Source organism: Mesorhizobium newzealandense, from assembly GCF_042682145.1.
Taxonomy (GTDB): Bacteria; Pseudomonadota; Alphaproteobacteria; order Rhizobiales; family Rhizobiaceae; genus Mesorhizobium; species Mesorhizobium newzealandense.
Genome location: NZ_JBHUGZ010000023.1, coordinates 90,599 through 108,580 on the forward strand (window position 1 = coordinate 90,599; position 17,982 = coordinate 108,580).

The 17,982-nt window shown below is 62.4% G+C and carries 14 protein-coding genes; 10 read left to right on the plus strand and 4 right to left on the minus strand.

Annotated features, from left to right (window positions below):
* Window positions 1-123 precede the first annotated feature (123 nt).
* The gene (locus tag ACFSOZ_RS30160) at window positions 124-879 is read left to right on the plus strand and encodes a DUF502 domain-containing protein (protein WP_379104111.1); all 756 of its coding nucleotides are present in this window, start codon (window positions 124-126) and stop codon (window positions 877-879) included.
* On the opposite strand, the gene recG is transcribed toward ACFSOZ_RS30160, so the two are convergent.
* Window positions 831-2,939 (minus strand): ATP-dependent DNA helicase RecG, encoded by a 2,109-nt coding sequence (recG, locus tag ACFSOZ_RS30165; RefSeq protein ID WP_379104113.1) that lies wholly within the window; start codon window positions 2,937-2,939, stop codon window positions 831-833. The two genes, ACFSOZ_RS30160 and recG, sit on opposite strands and share 49 nt — an antisense overlap.
* A 92-nt stretch (window positions 2,940-3,031) precedes the next feature.
* Here recG and ACFSOZ_RS30170 point away from each other — a divergent pair, with 92 nt between their 5' ends.
* The 3 genes from ACFSOZ_RS30170 (at window position 3,032) to ACFSOZ_RS30180 (ending at window position 8,476) form a co-directional block, all read left to right on the plus strand.
* The gene (locus tag ACFSOZ_RS30170) at window positions 3,032-3,319 is read left to right on the plus strand and encodes a succinate dehydrogenase assembly factor 2 (RefSeq protein WP_379104115.1); all 288 of its coding nucleotides are present in this window, start codon (window positions 3,032-3,034) and stop codon (window positions 3,317-3,319) included.
* A 71-nt stretch (window positions 3,320-3,390) separates the two neighbouring features.
* Window positions 3,391-6,888 (plus strand): transcription-repair coupling factor, encoded by a 3,498-nt coding sequence (gene mfd / locus ACFSOZ_RS30175; RefSeq protein WP_379104117.1) that lies wholly within the window; start codon window positions 3,391-3,393, stop codon window positions 6,886-6,888.
* A 214-nt stretch (window positions 6,889-7,102) separates the two neighbouring features.
* Window positions 7,103-8,476: a class II 3-deoxy-7-phosphoheptulonate synthase gene (locus ACFSOZ_RS30180; protein WP_379104554.1), complete on the plus strand. Its 1,374-nt coding sequence runs from the start codon at window positions 7,103-7,105 to the stop codon at window positions 8,474-8,476.
* Window positions 8,477-8,667: 191 nt separating this feature from the next.
* Here the strand turns inward: ACFSOZ_RS30180 and ACFSOZ_RS30185 are convergent, their stop codons facing one another.
* On the minus strand, window positions 8,668-9,738 hold the full coding sequence (locus ACFSOZ_RS30185) for a GGDEF domain-containing protein (protein WP_379104119.1): 1,071 nt from the start codon (window positions 9,736-9,738) through the stop codon (window positions 8,668-8,670).
* 440 nt (window positions 9,739-10,178) lie between these two features.
* Here ACFSOZ_RS30185 and ACFSOZ_RS30190 point away from each other — a divergent pair, with 440 nt between their 5' ends.
* The 3 genes from ACFSOZ_RS30190 to ACFSOZ_RS30200 all read left to right on the plus strand — a co-directional run bounded on the left by ACFSOZ_RS30190 (window position 10,179) and on the right by ACFSOZ_RS30200 (window position 11,692).
* The gene (locus ACFSOZ_RS30190; RefSeq protein WP_379104557.1) at window positions 10,179-10,595 is read left to right on the plus strand and encodes a GFA family protein; all 417 of its coding nucleotides are present in this window, start codon (window positions 10,179-10,181) and stop codon (window positions 10,593-10,595) included.
* Between the two features lie 81 nt (window positions 10,596-10,676).
* Window positions 10,677-11,036 (plus strand): diacylglycerol kinase, encoded by a 360-nt coding sequence (locus ACFSOZ_RS30195; protein ID WP_095085124.1) that lies wholly within the window; start codon window positions 10,677-10,679, stop codon window positions 11,034-11,036.
* Between the two features lie 68 nt (window positions 11,037-11,104).
* Window positions 11,105-11,692, plus strand: a complete 588-nt coding sequence (locus ACFSOZ_RS30200) for a hemerythrin domain-containing protein (protein WP_379104122.1) — start codon at window positions 11,105-11,107, stop codon at window positions 11,690-11,692.
* Window positions 11,693-11,752: 60 nt separating this feature from the next.
* Here ACFSOZ_RS30200 and ACFSOZ_RS30205 read toward each other — a convergent pair whose 3' ends face one another.
* Together ACFSOZ_RS30205 and ACFSOZ_RS30210 are read right to left on the minus strand one after the other, a co-directional pair.
* Entirely contained in the window at window positions 11,753-12,340 is a 588-nt protein-coding gene (locus ACFSOZ_RS30205) for a DedA family protein (RefSeq protein ID WP_379104124.1), read from the minus strand.
* On the minus strand, window positions 12,340-12,900 hold the full coding sequence (locus ACFSOZ_RS30210) for a DUF1003 domain-containing protein (RefSeq protein WP_379104127.1): 561 nt from the start codon (window positions 12,898-12,900) through the stop codon (window positions 12,340-12,342). Before ACFSOZ_RS30210 ends, ACFSOZ_RS30205 begins: the two co-directional genes overlap by 1 nt.
* Before the next feature lie 95 nt (window positions 12,901-12,995).
* Between ACFSOZ_RS30210 and ACFSOZ_RS30215 the strand changes: the two genes are divergently transcribed.
* From ACFSOZ_RS30215 to ACFSOZ_RS30225, 3 genes are all read left to right on the plus strand, one after another.
* Window positions 12,996-13,712, plus strand: a complete 717-nt coding sequence (locus tag ACFSOZ_RS30215) for a DNA-3-methyladenine glycosylase I (protein WP_379104128.1) — start codon at window positions 12,996-12,998, stop codon at window positions 13,710-13,712.
* 129 nt (window positions 13,713-13,841) lie between these two features.
* Complete coding sequence (locus tag ACFSOZ_RS30220; RefSeq protein WP_379104130.1) at window positions 13,842-15,518, plus strand: NAD+ synthase; 1,677 nt, start codon at window positions 13,842-13,844, stop codon at window positions 15,516-15,518.
* Between the two features lie 513 nt (window positions 15,519-16,031).
* Window positions 16,032-17,837 carry an ABC transporter ATP-binding protein gene (locus ACFSOZ_RS30225; RefSeq protein ID WP_379104132.1) on the plus strand — a complete coding sequence of 602 codons (1,806 nt, stop codon included), beginning with the start codon at window positions 16,032-16,034 and terminating at the stop codon, window positions 17,835-17,837.
* The last annotated feature ends 145 nt before the right edge of the window (window positions 17,838-17,982 follow it).

Sequence of the window (17,982 nt, forward strand, 5' to 3'; positions counted from 1 at the left end):
GCTGTGATGGCATTTGCATCACAGCGGCTGTCTTTCTTTTTTGAGCATGATTTTTCTGAAAACCGGTTCCCACTTTTCGGGATCATGCTCTAATGTTGCGCTGCAACCCACGCCCGGTGAACCATGTCCGACGCTCCCAAGACCTCCGGCATGACCCGGCTGAGGAACTATTTCCTCACGGGCTTCGTCGTCTGCGCACCGCTGGCGATCACCGCCTATATCGCCTGGTCGTTCATCGGCTGGGTCGATTCGTGGGTAAAGCCCTATATTCCGGCACGCTATAGTCCGGACAGCTACCTGCCGTTTCCGGTCCCGGGGTTCGGACTGATCGTCGCGCTGATCCTGATCACACTGATCGGCTTTCTGACGGCCAACATTGTCGGCCGCGCCATCGTCAACTTTGGCGAGCGCCTGCTTGGCCGCATGCCGCTGGTGCGCGGCATCTATCGTTCGCTGAAGCAGATTTTCGAGACCGTGCTGTCGAACAAGGGCGACATGTTCCGCCAGGTCGGGCTGGTCGAATATCCGCGCAAGGGCGTCTGGTCACTGGTGTTCGTCGCCAGCGAGAAGGAGACCGAGATCAATCAGAAGCTCGACCAGGAAGGCGATCCGCTGATCGCCGTGTTCATGCCCTGCACACCGAACCCGACCACCGGGTTCCTGATGTATGTGCCGAAGTCCGACATCGTGCTGCTCGACATGACGATCGAGGACGGCGCCAAGCTGATCGTCTCGGCCGGACTGGTGGCGCCCGAGGTCAAGCAAATGGTCGTCGTGAACGGCGAGCCGATTAATGGAGAGCTTTCCAACCCGTCGGTTGCCGCCCTGGCTCAGCCGGCGCGTAGGAGCCGGACAGCCTCGTCGCGACCGAACAAGTAAAGCAACAGGCGCAACGCCTCGCCACGCTGCGATTGCAGCTCCGGGTCGCGTGACAGGATCAGCCTGGCGTCGTCACGGGCAGCTTCCAAAAGGTCGGCATGCGCCTCGATACGCGCCACCTGGAAACCCGGAGTGCCGGACTGGCGGGTGCCCAGCAATTCGCCTTCGCCGCGCAGTTTCAGGTCCTCTTCGGCGATCAGAAAACCGTCCTCGGTCTCGCGCATCACCGACAGCCGGCGCTTTGCCGTCTCGCCGAGCGGATCCTTGTAGAGCAGCACGCAGGAGGACTTGATGTCGCCGCGCCCGACCCGGCCGCGCAACTGGTGCAACTGGGCGAGGCCAAAGCGCTCGGCATGCTCGATGACCATGACGGTGGCGTCCGGCACGTCGACGCCGACCTCGATCACCGTGGTGGCGATCAGGATGCGTGTCTCGCCCTGCTTGAAGGCGCGCATCGCCTCGTCTTTGTCGGCGCCCTTCATGCGGCCGTGGACGAGGCCGATGCGGTCCCCGAACAACGGTTTCAGCGAGGCAAAACGGTCCTCGGCTGACATCAGCTTGATCTCTTCGGATTCCTCGACCAGAGGACAGATCCAGTAGATCTTCTGGCCGCCGGCAACCGCGTCGACCATGCGGCCGACCAGTTCATCGAGCCGCTCGAGCGGTAGCGTGACGGTGCGGATCGGCTGGCGGCCGGCCGGTTTTTCCGTCAGCTTCGACACATCCATGTCGCCGAAGGCGGTCAATACCAGCGTGCGCGGGATCGGCGTGGCCGTCATCACCAGCATGTCGGGCGCATCGCCCTTGGCGGTTATGGCAAGCCGCTGATGGACGCCGAAGCGATGCTGCTCATCGATGACGGCGAAGACCAGATCGTGGAAGGTGACCGTCTCCTGGAACAGCGCGTGGGTGCCGACGACGATGTCGATCTCGCCGCTCGCCAGGCCGGCCAGCGTCTCGGTTCGCTCGCGGCCCTTTTCGCGGCCCGTGAGGATTGCGATACGCAGCCCGACCTTGGCGGCAAGCGGAGCGATCGTGGCCAGATGCTGGCGCGCCAGGATTTCGGTCGGCGCCATCAGTGCTGCCTGGCCGCCGGCCTCGACCGCACGCGCCATGGCCAGCAGCGCGACGACCGTCTTGCCGGAGCCGACATCGCCTTGCAGAAGCCGCAGCATGCGGTCGGGATCGGCGAGATCGGCATTGATTTCGGCGAGCGCGAATTCCTGGCTCGCGGTCAGCGAATAGGGGAGTGCGGCGCGGAGTTTTTCGACGATGCTGCCGTCGCCAACCAGAGGACGGCCGGACAGGCGGCGGATTTTTGCCCGCACCAGCGCCAGCGAGACCTGGCCCGCCAGCAATTCGTCATAGGCAAGGCGTCGCCACGCGGCGCCATCGATGGAGACATCGATCGGGTCGGCCGGATTGTGGATGCGGGCGAGCGCATCGCCAAAGGGCGCAAAAGTGTGCCGGCGCATGAAGGCGCCGTCCTGCCATTCGGCCAATACGGGCAAGCGCGCCAGTGCCTGGCCGATCGCCCGGCGCAGCACCTTGCCCGAGAGCCCGGCGGTGAGCGGATAGACCGGTTCGACCAGTGGCAGGTTTTCCGCTTCGCTGGCCAGCGCGATATGGTCCGGATGGACCATGGTCGGGCGGCCGTTGAACCATTCCATGCGGCCCGAGACCACGACATGTTCGCCTTCGGGCATTGCCTTTTCCAGATAGGAAGCGTGGGCATGGAAGAAGGTCAGTGCGATCTCGCCGGTGTCGTCATGGGCGAAGACCCGGTAGGGCACCGACCTGTTGCCGCGCGGCGGTGGCTGGTGGCGGTCGATGCGCACCTCGAGCGTGACGATCGCGCCCTCGGCGGCGAGCGCGATGCCTGGCCGGTTGCGGCGGTCGATGACGGTGTGCGGCAGCACGAACAGAAGGTCGCCGGCGCGTGCGGCGCGATCACCGAGATCGGCCGCAACCACTTTCTCGATCAGGGTGCCGACCTGCGGTCCGACGCCTGCCAGCGAGGTGATCGGGACAAACAGCGGATCGAGGATGGAAGGACGCATGATGTCAGCTTATGTCGCGACGGCTGCAGCGCAAGGCTGACAGCCCCTTCTATCCACGCTATATGCGCCGCAGCAAGTGAGGATGCGGCACAATGACCGGAACGACACGATCAAGCGAGGGGCTCGACGCCCACCGCCGCAAGCTTTTGTTTCGTTCCTGGCATCGCGGCATGCGCGAGATGGACCTGATCCTCGGCACCTTCGCCGATGCCCAGATCGGCGCCTTGACCGGCGAGGAAATCGACCAATATGAGAGGCTCCTCGACATTCCCGACACAGAATTCCTGCCCATGGTCACCGGCGAACGCCCGGTTCCCCGGGATATCGATTGTGCCGTCCTGCAAAAGATCCTGGCTTTCCGCCACTCCATGACATTTTGAACACAAGCAATTCCAGGAAAAGTGCGAAGCGGTTTTCCGTCCGGAATTGCGACAAACAAAACAGTGATTTCATGAGCCTTATTCCCACCATCGGCCTGCCGAAAGGCCGCGCCGGCCAGTTCATCGTCGATGGCGTCGCCGACGGCTACGAAGCCTTCGCGCTGGTGCAGGCGGCACTCGAGATCGCACCCGACAAGCCGGTGCTGTTCGTGGCGCGCGACGGCCAGCGCCTGCCGGCGATCATCGAAGCATTGTCCTTCGCGGCCCCCGGCCTTCCCGTATTGGAACTGCCGGCGTGGGATTGCCTGCCCTATGACCGCGTCTCGCCCGGCTCGGACGCCGCCGCCAAGCGCCTCGATGCGCTGACCGCGATGATTGCGCTAGCGAAGAAGCCGCACCGCGCCGTCATCCTCACCACCGCCAATGCGCTGCTGCAGCGCATTCCGCCGGCCGACCTGGTCGAGGCGCAGACGTTTCATGCCAGGCCCGGCAACCAGATCGATATGAACGCGCTGGTGTCGCGGCTGGAGACATCAGGCTTCGAGCGCGTGCCGACCGTGCGCGGCATCGGTGAGTTCGCCGTGCGCGGCGGCATCCTCGACCTGTTCGCCCCGGGTTGGACCGAAGCGCTCAGGCTCGACTTCTTCGGCGACACACTGGAATCGATCCGGGTCTTCGACGCAGGCACCCAGCGCACCACCGGCCAGCGCAAGTCGATGGCGCTGCAGGCGATGAGTGAAGTGGCGCTGACGCCGGAAACCATCAGCCGCTTCCGCCGCTCCTATATCGAAGCCTTTGGCGCACCGCAGCGCGACGACGGGCTCTATGCTGCGGTCAGCGAGGGCAGGCGGTTCGCCGGCATGGAGCACTGGCTGCCGTTCTTCTACGAGCGGCTGGAAACCGTGTTCGACTATTTGCCGGACACACCTGTTGTGTTTGATCATCTGGCGCATGAGGCGCTCGCCGAACGCCACACGCTGATCCTCGATCACTACGAGGCGCGCAAAAAGCAGGCCGACAGCGCGCTGAAGGATGCAGTGCCCTACAAGCCAGTGCCGCCGGACCTGCTCTATCTCTCGCCGGAAAACCTGATTTCTTCGCTGGGGCCGCGCGAAGCGATCGACTTCACGCCCTTCGATGCGCCTGACGCTGGGGCGAAAAAGGTCTACCACGCCGGTTCGCGCCATGGCCGCAGCTTCGCGGGGGAGCGCGCCGATCCCAGCATCAATGTCTTCGATATCGTCGTCAGACACATCGCCGACGAGCGTGCTGCGCGCCGCCGCGTCGTCATTGCCGGCTGGACCGAAGGCTCGCTCGACCGGCTTGGCCAGATCCTGAGTGAGCACCACCTCGGCAATCTCAAGCAGGTCGCGACTCTGGCGGAAGCCGAACAGCTCGAGCCGGGGCAGGCGGCTCTTGCCGTGCTGCCGCTGGAATCCGGTTTCGAGACCGAAGGACTGGTCGTCGTCGCCGAACAGGACATTCTCGGCGACCGGCTGATCCGGCGCTCGAAGCGCAAGAAACGGGCCTCCGACTTCATTGCCGAAGCTTCGGCACTGTCGGCCGGCGACATCGTCGTCCACGCCGACCACGGCATCGGCCGATTCATTGGCCTGCGCACCATCGAAGCGGTTGGCGCACCGCATGACTGCCTGGAAATCCACTATGCCGGCGATGACCGGCTGTTCCTGCCGGTCGAGAACATCGAGCTCCTGTCGCGCTACGGCTCGGATTCGGCCGAGGCGACGCTGGACAAGCTTGGCGGCGGCGCCTGGCAGTCGCGCAAGGCGCGGCTGAAGAAACGCCTGCTCGACATGGCCGGGCAACTGATCCGCATCGCAGCCGAACGGCAAATGCGCGCCGCCCCGGCGCTGGTGCCGGCGGAAGGCCTCTATGGCGAGTTCGCGGCCCGCTTCCCCTATGAGGAGACCGACGACCAGCAGACGGCGATCGACTCGGTTCGGGACGATCTTGCCGCCGGCAAGCCGATGGACCGGCTGATCTGCGGCGATGTCGGCTTCGGCAAGACGGAAGTGGCGCTGCGGGCTGCCTTCATCGCGGCGATGGAAGGCTTTCAGGTGGCGGTGGTGGTGCCGACGACATTGTTGTCGCGCCAGCATTTCAAGACGTTTTCGCAACGCTTTTCCGGCCTGCCGATCCGGGTTGCCCAGGCATCGCGGCTGGTCGGCGCCAAGGAACTGGTTGAGACCAAGAAAGGCATCGCCGAGGGGCAGGTCGACATCGTCGTCGGCACCCATGCGCTGCTTGGCGCCTCGATTTCGTTCAAGAGCCTTGGGCTTTTGATCATCGACGAGGAACAGCACTTTGGCGTCAAGCACAAGGAACGGCTGAAGGATCTGAAGACAGATGTGCACGTGCTGACACTGTCGGCGACGCCGATCCCGCGCACGCTGCAACTGGCGCTGACTGGGGTGCGCGAGCTGTCGCTGATCGCCACGCCGCCGGTCGACCGCATGGCGGTGCGCACCTTCATCTCGCCCTTCGATCCGCTGGTGATTCGTGAAACGCTGCTTAGGGAACGCTATCGCGGCGGTCACTCCTTCTACGTCGTTCCACGCATCAGCGATCTGGCGGAAATCCAGGATTTCCTGAGAGAATCAGTGCCGGAGCTGAAAGTGGCCGTGGCCCATGGCCAGATGCCGCCGGGCGAACTCGACGACATCATGAATGCCTTCTACGACGGCCAGTACGATGTGCTTCTGTCGACGACCATCGTCGAATCTGGCCTCGACATCCCGACCGCCAACACGCTGATCATCCATCGCGCCGACATGTTCGGCCTGTCGCAACTCTACCAGTTGCGCGGCCGCGTCGGCCGCTCGAAGGTGCGCGCCTACGCGCTGTTCACGCTTCCGGCCAACCGCAAGCTGACCGACACAGCCGAGCGCCGGCTGAAGGTGCTGCAGTCGCTCGACACGCTGGGCGCCGGCTTCCAGCTGGCCAGCCACGACCTCGATATCAGAGGCGCCGGCAATCTTCTCGGCGAAGAGCAGTCCGGCCACATCAAGGAGGTCGGCTTCGAGCTTTACCAGCAAATGCTGGAGGAGGCTGTCGCCGAAGTGAAGGATTCCGGCGAGGTCCAGGATGGCGGCTGGTCGCCGCAGATCGCCGTCGGCACGGCGGTGATGATCCCGGAAAGCTATGTTCCGGACCTGCAGCTCAGGCTCGCGCTCTATCGCCGCCTCGGCGACCTCGAAAACACCGAGGAAATCGATGCCTTCGGCGCCGAGCTGATCGACCGCTTTGGCCCGCTGCCGGAGGAGGTGAAGCATCTCTTGAAGATCGTCTTCATCAAGGCGCTCTGCCGCAAGGCCAACGTCGAAAAACTCGACGCCGGGCCGAAGGGCGTCGTTATCCATTTCCGCAAACGCGAATTCTCCAACCCGGTCGGCCTGGTCCAATTCATCGGCGAGCAGGGATCGCTGGCCAAGATCCGGCCCGATCACAGCGTCGTTTTCGCGCGCGACTGGCCGACGGCTGAGAAGCGGCTGGCGGGTTCGGCGGTCGTCATGACCCAGTTGGCGCGGCTCGTCGAGAAAGCGGCGTAGCGCAGGGACAGGGGCACCGCTTCGGCGGGCGCTGCATTCGCCACGCGGCCAAATCCGGTCTAGAATAGGAAATCGGCTTCGTGTATGGAGCCGCGATCCCCATATGGGGCGGATTGGCGGGCGATGGCGCTCGCTTTGTTGTTTGACGCAATTCCGGACGGAAACCGTTTCACACTTTTCCTGGAATTGCTCGGAAAGAGCGTTGGGTGCAGCGATGACGAAATGGTCGCCGAATTCGTGGAGAGCAAAGCCGATCAAGCAGGTTCCTGCCTATCCGGACCTTGCCGCGCTGAAGAACACGGAAGCCCAACTCGCCACCTTTCCGCCGCTGGTTTTTGCAGGTGAGGCGCGCAAGCTGAAGAAGCAGCTTGCAGCTGTCGCTGCCGGTGACGCATTCCTTCTGCAGGGCGGCGATTGCGCCGAAAGTTTTGCCGAGCATGGCGCGGACAACATCCGCGACTTCTTCCGCGTCTTCCTGCAGATGTCGGTGGTGCTGACCTTCGCCGGCGCGCAGCCGGTGGTCAAGGTCGGCCGTGTTGCCGGCCAGTTCGCCAAGCCGCGCTCATCCGACAACGAGACCAAGGGTGATGTGACGCTGCCCAGCTATCGCGGCGACATCATCAACGGCATTGAATTCGACGCCAAGTCGCGCATTCCAGATCCTGCCCGCCAGGAGATGGCGTACCGCCAGTCGGCGGCGACGCTCAACCTTTTGCGCGCCTTCGCGCAGGGCGGCTATGCCAGCCTGGAGAATGTGCATAGCTGGATGCTCGGCTTCGTGTCCGACAGCCCGCAAGGCGAGAAGTACGGTGAGCTCGCCAACCGCATCACCGAGACGATGGACTTCATGAAGGCCGTCGGCATCACCTCGGAAACCAATTATGCGCTGCGCGAGACCGATTTCTACACCAGCCACGAGGCGCTGCTGCTCGGCTACGAGGAGGCGCTGACCCGCGTCGATTCGACCTCCGGCGATTGGTACGCCACGTCAGGCCACATGATCTGGATCGGCGACCGTACCCGTCAGCCCGACCATGCGCATGTCGAATATTGCCGCGGCATCAAGAACCCGCTTGGCCTGAAATGCGGCCCGTCGCTGACGCCGGATGGGTTGCTGGAGCTGATCGACCTGCTCAACCCCGAAAACGAACCCGGCCGGCTGACGCTGATCGCACGCTTCGGCTCCGACAAGGTCGCCGACCATCTGCCGAAGCTGGTGCGCGCGGTAAAGAAGGAAGGCCGCAGCGTGGTATGGTCGTCCGACCCGATGCACGGCAACACGATCGAGGCCGCCGGCTACAAGACGCGGCCGTTCGACCGCATCCTGAAGGAGGTTCAGACCTTCTTCGAGGTGCACCGCGCCGAAGGCACGCATCCGGGCGGCATCCATGTCGAGATGACCGGCAAGAACGTCACGGAATGCACCGGTGGCGCGCGCGCCATCACCGCCGAGGAGTTGCAGGACCGCTACCACACCCATTGCGACCCACGCCTCAACGCCGACCAGGCGATCGAACTGGCCTTCCTGGTCTCGGACCTGTTGAAGAAGAGCCACCCGGTGCAGCACAAGCAGGCCGTTAACGGCTGAGCTCGATTTCGGCCTGAACGTCGACAGAAAAAGCGCTGGAGAGATCCGGCGCTTTCTTTTTCAGCCAGTTGAGTGACCGCGTTCCCAATGCAGGCCAACGAGACGGGGAACGGCAAACGCCGTCCTCGAAAACTCGATGCGCTGTTCCGTGGGTGCAAAACAATCCGTGGCGGCGATGGACGAGGGGACGCTCAGTCCTTCTTGTAGAGCAGCCAGCTCTTGCCGGCGCGGCCGGCCATCGTCGAATGCCTGGTGACGCGGTTGCGGCCACTGACCTTGGAGCGATAGAGCGCCCGGTCGGCCTTGGTGTAGAGGTCCTCGGGACCCTCGGCTTCGGATGCCATGCAGATGCCCATCGAGACGGTGACTGTACCGTAGTTCGCGCCGGTCTGGCTGCTGGTGAACGGCGTCTGCTCGATCAGGGCGCGAATACGCTCGGCAATCTCGTAGGTTGCGTCCTCGCTGGCGCCCTCGATGATCAGCGCGAACTCTTCGCCGCCGGTGCGGGCGACGAACATGTCGCCGCGAATGCTGGTCTGGAAAATATCGGCGATGATCTGGATGATTTTGTCGCCGACCGGGTGGCCGTAGCGATCGTTGATGTCCTTGAAGCGATCGATGTCGGCAAGGATCAGGGCATTGAACAGGATGCCCTTGTTGCTGTTGTAGATCCGGGTGATTTCCTTGTCGAAAGCGCGGCGATTCCAGATATGGGTCAACGGATCGGTGTCGGCCAGCCGCTTGTATTCCTCGAGCTTCGACTTGACGCTCTCGAGCTCGGCCGTCTTGTCGCTCAGCGTCGAGGCCACCTGCCGGCCGTGATCGATCGTCGAATTGGTGGCAGTCGCCATGGCGTTGGCGATCTTCTGCAAGAGATCCTGCGAGAGCAGGCTGCGGTTGCTGAGGCCATTCGATGTCTCATCGAGGATCCTGCCGTATTTCTCGATGTGGCTGCGCTCGCTCCTCAACAGCGATGCGACCTCCTCGAGCTCCCTGGCAATGACGTCTCTGGCGTGCTCGACGATGCCGGGGCCATGATTATGGGCAAAAAAAGCGCGGCCGATCTGGTCCAGTTCATCCTGTGTCGGCCGGTTGCTCAGCGAGACGACGGCGAGGCTGAGCTCGCGATTGGTGCCGCTCAGCGCCTCATAGAAAATCTCGTAGTTGCGCGGCAGGCCGAGCACGCCCAACTGGCGCATTGTGGCGACAACAGTGGCCGCGATATCGGCGCTTCGTTCGGTCGGGACGGCTGCGGGCTGCATGTCGTGATCACTCTTCCCTCGGATCCCGCAGCAGAACTTGCGGGTTCCATTTGTCGCCAGCCGGGGAAGGCAACCCGATAATCCAGAACATCTTGCGAACAGACGCGTCCCCACCTGCGGCCTTCGCTCGCCATGACCATAAATGCGGGAGCGCTAAAGTTTCCTTAATTCGCTGAGGTTTCACAGTTTTTCTCTACCTGCGGCTGTAGAGGCTTCAATTTGCGCACCAACAATCCGGGATGAACGCCAGTTCATCCGGGATGCCCCCGGTTTGGTGGCTTTGAATGCGAAACTCGCGCATCATGCTGCTAACAATGAACCTGAATTTCGGTTTCGCCACACCAGCAAATGTCGCATTTGCTTGCGTGCGGCCGTCGCAAAGCTGGAATCCTGACAAAAGTTGCCCGATGCCAGGCAGAGTTTCTTCAAGGAGGGTCGAAGTGAGTGACAGTCACCTGGGATCGTGTCTGTGCGGAGCGGTCCGCTTCAGAACACGCGGAGCGCTGCGCGGCGTCGTCTATTGTCATTGCTCGCAATGCAGGAAGCAGAGCGGACATTTCTACGCCGCGACCAATGTCGCAAACGCCGACATCGCGATCGAGGGCGGGGAAAGCATTACCTGGTACGAAGCGTCTTCCTTCGCGAGGCGCGGTTTTTGCAAGGCATGCGGGTCGGTGCTGTTCTGGAAGCCACTAGACCAGGACTACATTTCGGTCATGGCCGGATCGTTCGACAGTCCGACGGGCCTTGAGGGCGAATGCCATATCTTCGTCTCCGACAAGGGCGACTATTATTCGATCGACGACGGGCTGCCGCAGTTTGAAAAGTCGACGCCGTCCATACCTGTCGCTGAATGAATCTTGGACAAGTCACCTTATTCCATTGATCTGCCCAGCCATTGCATTATCCCGTCCCGGTGATTCGGAAAGGGGTTTGGCATGCAGCGGCTGATCGACGCTTTTTTCAATTCGGTGCGGGCTTTTCGCAAGCTGGCCGTCAGCGAGAAGGCTTTCCAGCAGGAGTTGATGCTTCTCGCGCTCGCCTTGCCGCTCGGCTGGTTCGTTTCGATCTCGTGGCGCGGCTATGCCTTGCTGATCGGCGCGGTGCTGCTGCTGATCATGGTCGAGGTGCTGAACACGGGCATCGAGGCGGCGTGCGACGCCTTCAGCCGCGAGTTCAATGTCGACATTCAGCTGGCCAAGGATTGTGGTTCGCTGGCGGTGCTGATTTCGGTGATCATCGTCGCCGGCGTCTGGGGCATCGCCATCATCGAGCGGATCACCGGCCTACCGATCTGACACTTCGGTCCCTACATGACGGTCACCACGACCTGATCCCGATGGGATCATGGTCTGAGGAGACAGTCATGACCGAGGCCGCAAACTTCCTGCTTCTCGAACGCAAGGGCCTGCCAGACGATCTGCGCTGGCTGGCCAAGAAATACCCGCGCGAAAACTGGCAGGGCCACGCCAACATCCACGGCGTCGCCAATATGTGGCTGCAGCGGCACGACATGTTCCGCGAACTTGGCGGCATGCTGACCAACGGCATTGGCGACTACCGCGAGGGCAGGCTGACGGCGCCCGACTTCGCGCGCTGGTTCGCGCCGCGTCTCAACCATTTTCTCGGCAATCTCGATGGCCACCACAATGTCGAGGATTACCAATATTTCCCGATCTTCGCCGAAGCCGAGCCCCGGCTGAAGCGCGGTTTCGAGATCCTCGATGCCGACCATCACACCATCCATGAAGGGCTGGAGCGCAATGCCGAGGCCGCCAACGCCTTCGTCAAGACGCTCCAGGAGAGCGAGGACAGACAGCGCTTCGCCGCCGACGCCTATGCCGACGAAAACAGCCGGCTGATCGCCATGTTGACCCGGCATCTTGCCGACGAGGAAGATTTGATCATCCCGCTGATCCTCGATCGGGGTGATCAGGCGCTCGGTATCGACTAATGCATGTCGCCCAAAAGCGCGTGGCGGTTTTAGGACAACGACATGATGAAACGAAAGGCCTCAGCCTTCCCTGGCCCGTTCCTTTTTCGCGACATGCCGGGCGACGAACCAGGCAAGGATCGCCACCGTCAAGCCGATGGCAAGCGCGATCAGCAACCGCTCATGGTGGGCCAGTGCCTGTCCGATGATGTGTTCGGCGCCCAGCCCGAAGACGTAGCCGATGGTGCCAAACAGAACGGCCCAGATCACCGATGAGAGCGCGTTGAGGATGACGAAACGCTGTACAGTGATGCGCGAGAGGCCGGCCGCGATGCCGCCGACAAGGCGCATGCCGTAGACATAGCGGTTCGACAGCACGAAAATGTCGGGATGGGTGTTGAGCAGGCGAAAGGCGCGGCGGAAACCAGGCCGCTTGCGCAATCTGACGACATAGGGATGGTCGGCAAAGCTCCGTCCAAGAATGAAGAAGAAGGTGTCGCCGACGAAGGCACCAAGCGCGGCTGCGAGCAAGGCGTGCCACAACACGAAGACTTGCTGGTGCGCGAAGAAGCCGCCGAGGATGGCGGCACTTTCGCCCTCCGCGACACAGCCGAGAAAGACGGCAAGCAGGCCGTATTGTTCGATGAGGTGATGGATCGCATTCGTCATCAGGGCGAGGTCTGCGTAGCGAGCCGCTCGTCGAGCCGCTTCAACTGATTGGCTATCTGCGCGATCTCGTCGCGCATGCCAATGATCTGGCTGTGGCGCAGTTCGTCCAGTTTTTCATGCAAGGCCATGATCTCGATCTCGGCCTTGAGGTTGACCTCGTAGTCGTGCGCAGCGTCGATGCGGTCGCGCGCGGCCTGGCGATTCTGAGACATCATGATCACCGGCGCCTGCAGGGCGGCGATCATCGACAGCACGAGGTTGAGGAAGATGAAGGGGTAGGGGTCGAACGACTCTTGCCCCAGCAGCCACCAGTTGGCGCCGATCCAGAGGATCAGGAAAGCGATGAAGGACAGGATGAACGTCCACGAACCGCCGACGCGCGCAATGGCATCGGCGATACGGTCGCCCGCGCCCTGAAGACCGGCAAGTCTCTCATTGATGTTCTGCGATACCGGCTTGCGATCGACGGCGCTTTGCAGCACCCGCCTTTCGAGTTCGGTCAGATTTTCCGGCGTTCGCTTTAGCCAGCGGTTGGCCAGTTCGGGCACTGTCTTGTTCATGGATGTCTCCATACCAAAAGCCTCGGCTTGGCAGCCTCGTCTCCATATAGGAAGATGCCGTTCCGTCAAAAGCGCGGCACGGAGATGAAAGCAAAATGCCAGACTTCGCGAAAATCCGCGCACGAGCCGCCAAACGCAAGGGTGGCGAGGCGGAGCTTTCGTCGCTTTTGGGGCCGGCGCCAGACAATGCCGCCGTGGCTGACATCGTGGACGATCGCATTCTGTCTGTTATGGCCGAGCGCGTCTTTGCCGCCGGTTTCGTCTGGCGCGTCATCGAACAGAAATGGCCAGGCTTCGAGGAAGCCTTCCTCCACTTCGAGCCGAAGCGGCTGCTGTTCCAACCCGACGATTTCTGGCACGATCTGACGGCCGACAAGCGCATCGTGCGCAATCCGCAGAAGATCAAATCGGTGCGCGACAATGCTGCCTTCGTCGACCGCGTGTCGAAGGAACACAGCAGCTTCGGCAAATTCCTTGCGCGCTGGCCGGCGGACGACCAGGTCGGCCTGATGGCCTATCTCGGCAAGCACGGCAGCCGGCTCGGCGGCAACACCGGCCAGTATTTCCTGCGCTGGCTGGGCTGGGATGCCTTCGTCATTTCGGGTGATATGGCGGCCGCACTGCGCGACGCTGGCCTCGACATCGCTGAAAGCCCGACTTCGAAGAAGGATCTCGACAAGATCCAGAAGCAGATCAATCAATGGGCAGCGGAGACCGGTCTTCCGCGCCGGCACATCTCGCGTATCCTGGCGATGTCGATTGGCGAGAACAACTCGCCGGAAGCGTTGCGCGAATATATGGGCGACGACTGATCGTCGATCACCCAGCCACGATCAACATTCGTCGATCCGTCAGGACACAAATGATGTATGTCATACGGCTCGAATTGGTCCAACTGAACACCATTGCCGGGCGAATTTTGCCGCGCTAAACCCGCAGGTATGACCAAGAAACTCGATATCCTGCGCATCGCCGTCGCCCAGCTCAATCCGACTGTCGGCGACATTGCCGGCAACCTCGCCAAGGCGCGCGAGGCGAGGGCGGATGCCGCCCGCCAGGGTGCCGATCTCGTGCTCTACACCGAGCTTTTCCTCGCCGGCTATCCGCCGGAAGATCTGGTGCTGAAGCCGGCGTTCCTGAAGGCCTGCGAAAAGGCTGCGCAGGATTTTGCCGCCGACACCGCCGATGGCGGCCCGGGCGTCATCATCGGCACGCCGCTGAAGCGCAAGAGCGGCACGCATAATTCGATCATCTTCGCCGATGGCGGCAAGATCATCGCCGAGCGCTACAAGCTCGATTTGCCGAATTACGGCGAATTCGACGAGAAGCGCGTCTTCCAGGCCGGACCAGAGATCCAGGGGCCGGTCAATTTCCGCGGCGTGCGGATCGGGATTCCGATCTGCGAGGACATCTGGGGCGATGTCGGCGTCTGCGAGACGCTGGCGGAAAGCGGAGCGGAAATCCTGCTGGTGCCGAACGGCTCGCCCTATTATCGCGCCAAGATCGATGTCCGCCACCAGGTTGTCATCCGCCAGGTCATCGAATGCGGGCTGCCGATGATCTATGCCAACCAGCTCGGCGGCCAGGACGAACTGATCTTCGACGGCGCGTCATTTGCCATAGGTTCCGACAAGACGCTGGCCTTCCAGATGAGCCAGTTCGAGGACGCGGTCGACGTGACCACCTGGAAACGATCGGATGGCGGCTGGATCTGCTCGGAAGGGCCGATGTCGAAGATCCCGGACAGGGAAGAGGCGGACTACCGCGCCTGCATGCTTGGCCTGCGCGACTACGTGAACAAGAACGGGTTCAAGAACGTCGTGCTCGGCCTGTCCGGCGGTATCGACTCGGCGATCTGCGCCGCCCTTGCCGTCGATGCGCTTGGCGAGGAACGCCTGCGCGCGGTGATGATGCCCTACCGCTACACCTCGAAGGACTCGCTGAAGGATGCCGAGGACGGTGCCCGTGCGCTCGGCTGCCGCTATGACATCGTGCCGATTTTCGAGCCGGTCGAAGGTTTTCTGCACACGCTGACGCAGCTTTTCGAGGGCACCAAGGAAGGCATTACCGAGGAGAATTTGCAGAGCCGAGCGCGCGGCACCATCCTGATGGCGATCTCCAACAAGTTTGGCTCGATGGTCGTCACCACGGGCAACAAGAGCGAGATGTCGGTCGGCTACGCCACGCTCTACGGTGACATGAACGGCGGCTTCAATCCGATCAAGGACCTCTACAAGATGCAGGTCTACGCGCTGTCGCGCTGGCGCAACAGCCATGTGCCGCCGGGCGCGCTCGGGCCCTCGGGCGAGGTGATCCCGAAGAACATCATCGACAAGGCGCCGTCGGCGGAATTGCGCGAGAACCAGACCGACCAGGATTCGCTGCCGCCCTATCCGGTGCTGGACGACATCCTCGAATGCCTGGTCGAGAACGAGATGGGGGTCGACGACATCGTCGCTCGCGGTCACGACCGCGCGACGGTGACACGTATCGAACACCTGCTCTACATAGCCGAATACAAGCGCCGGCAGGCTGCACCCGGCGTGAAGATCACCAGAAAGAACTTCGGTCGCGACCGCCGCTATCCCATCACCAACCGTTTCAGGGATCGCGGTTAACGGGCTGATTTTATTGATGAACCTGGGGGCGTGCAGGTTTGTCAGCCATTTCAAGGGGACGTCGAGTTCAATTCCGTCACCGACGTGACGATCGCGATTGCCGACCAGGCGGCCTATCTCGTGGTGCCGTGAGCACGGCTCGTTGAGCCGTTGTTGCAAAATAACCTCAGTGCCTGGACCAGATAGACTTTTGGCGAGAGCTCGCCTTGGCGATGCGCCGAGGCGTCTCTATAAGAACCGTTCCGCGATTCATTTGCGGGAGGTCCGAATGGCAGTATTTCAAATGGTAATGCGAGGCCGCGAAGCCTAGGTCTCATCCGGTGTTCCGCGAGGTTTTTGTCCTCGCACTGATGCCGGATTGAGCACAGGCTTATGCCGATGCCGGTCGCCGCCCGACTACGGGCGAGACGCCAAATATGCCACTCCGCATTCTGGGCAATCATTGGTCCGTTACGCGGCTTCTTCAGTTTTCGACCTTACTGGGATCGGGCTCGTTTGCGCCCGAATGACATCATGGCTCGTTTTAGAATCGATTTGCGCGCGAGCGCCTTTCGCAGCGTTCTTGGTTTTACGCTTACCCATTGGCGGCGCCAGCCGTGGCGGCTTTCGCTCATCATGGGCGGCTTCCTGCTGTCGACGCTGGCCGACGTTTTGACGCCGCTCTATTCCGGCCGGCTGGTCGATGCCGTCGCCAGCAGCGCCAGCGCCGACGCGATTGCCTGGAATGCCGCAATGACGGCGTTTTCGATATTGATGGTCCTGGCGCTGACCGGCGTCGTGCTGCGCAATCTTGCCTTCATGGCGATCGTCGAGCTGACGCTGAAGATGATGGCTGATATCGCCGCCGACGCCTTCCATCGCGTCCAGCGTTTTTCCACCGACTGGCATGCCAACAGCTTTGCCGGCTCGACCGTGCGCAAGGTGACGCGCGGCATGTGGGCGCTCGACCTGCTCAACGACACGATCCTCATCGCGCTGTTGCCGTCCGTCGTCATGCTGGTCGGCTCGACGCTGCTGCTCGGCTGGTTCTGGCCGCTTATGGGCGGGGTCGTTGCCGCCGGTTCGGTGCTGTTCATCACGGTGACGGCGATGCTGTCGCTTGGCTATGTCGCACCGGCGGCACGGCTCGCCAACACCTGGGACACGCGCCTGGGTGGCTCGCTGGCCGACGCGGTGAGCTGCAATGCCGTGGTCAAGGGCTTTGGCGCTGAGGAGCGCGAGGAGCGCCGCCTCGCCAGGGTTGTCGCCAAATGGCGTGCGCGCACACGGCGCACCTGGGTGCGCGGCACCATCAACGGCACCACGCAAGGGGTGCTGCTGCTGGTCATGAGAGCTGCTGTGATCGGCCTGGCGTTGATGCTGTGGTCGTGGGGGCAAGCGAGCGCCGGCGACGTCGCCTTCGTGCTGACCTCGTTTTTCGTGCTGCAGGGTTATCTCAGGGATATCGGCACGCATATCCGCAACCTGCAACGTTCGATCAACGACATGGAGGAACTGGTCGATTTCCAGTCCGAACCGCTTGGCATCGAGGACAGTCCTGGCGCGAAGCCGATCCGGATCACGCAGGGGGCTATCCGCTTCGACAACGTCACTTTCCACTACGGCAACCACCGATCGCCGCTCTACCGCGACTTTTCGGTCGATATCGCGCCGGGTGAACGCGTCGGGCTCGTCGGCCATTCGGGTTCGGGCAAGACGACCTTCGTCAAGCTCATCCAGCGGCTTTATGACGTGAATGCCGGAAAAATCCTGGTCGACGGCCAGGACATCTCGAAGGTGGCGCAAGCGTCGCTACGCGGGGAGATCGCGATCGTCCAGCAGGAGCCGATCCTGTTCCACCGGTCGCTGGCCGAGAACATTGCCTACGCCAGGCCGACAGCGACGCAGGATGAGATCGAGCACGCGGCGCGGCTGGCGAGCGCGCACGACTTCATCGCCAACCTGCCGAAGGGTTACGGCACGCTGGTCGGCGAACGCGGCGTAAAGCTGTCAGGCGGTGAACGTCAGCGCGTGGCGATCGCTCGCGCTTTCCTTGCCGATGCGCGCATCCTGATCCTCGACGAGGCGACGTCGAGCCTCGATTCGGAATCGGAGGTGCTGATCCAGCAGGCGATGGAACGGCTGATGGTCGGCCGCACGACGCTGGTCATCGCGCACCGGCTTTCGACGGTGCGGGCGCTTGACCGGCTGATGGTCTTCGATCGTGGCAACATCGTCGAGGAAGGCTCGCACGACGAGCTGATCCGGCTGAAGGGCGGCATCTACCGCCGGCTGTTCGAACGGCAGGCACTGGAATTGACCAAGGGACTGGTGATCTGACCGAACACCATTGCCGGGCCGCGTCCATTTTGGCGCGACCCGGCATACCCGAATGAAGGGGCGCCGCGCCGGTCTTTTCATTGCGCGCGTCCTGTTCTATGTCTGCCGCACAGCGCGGGGGTGCGTCTTGTCAATCACAAAAGCA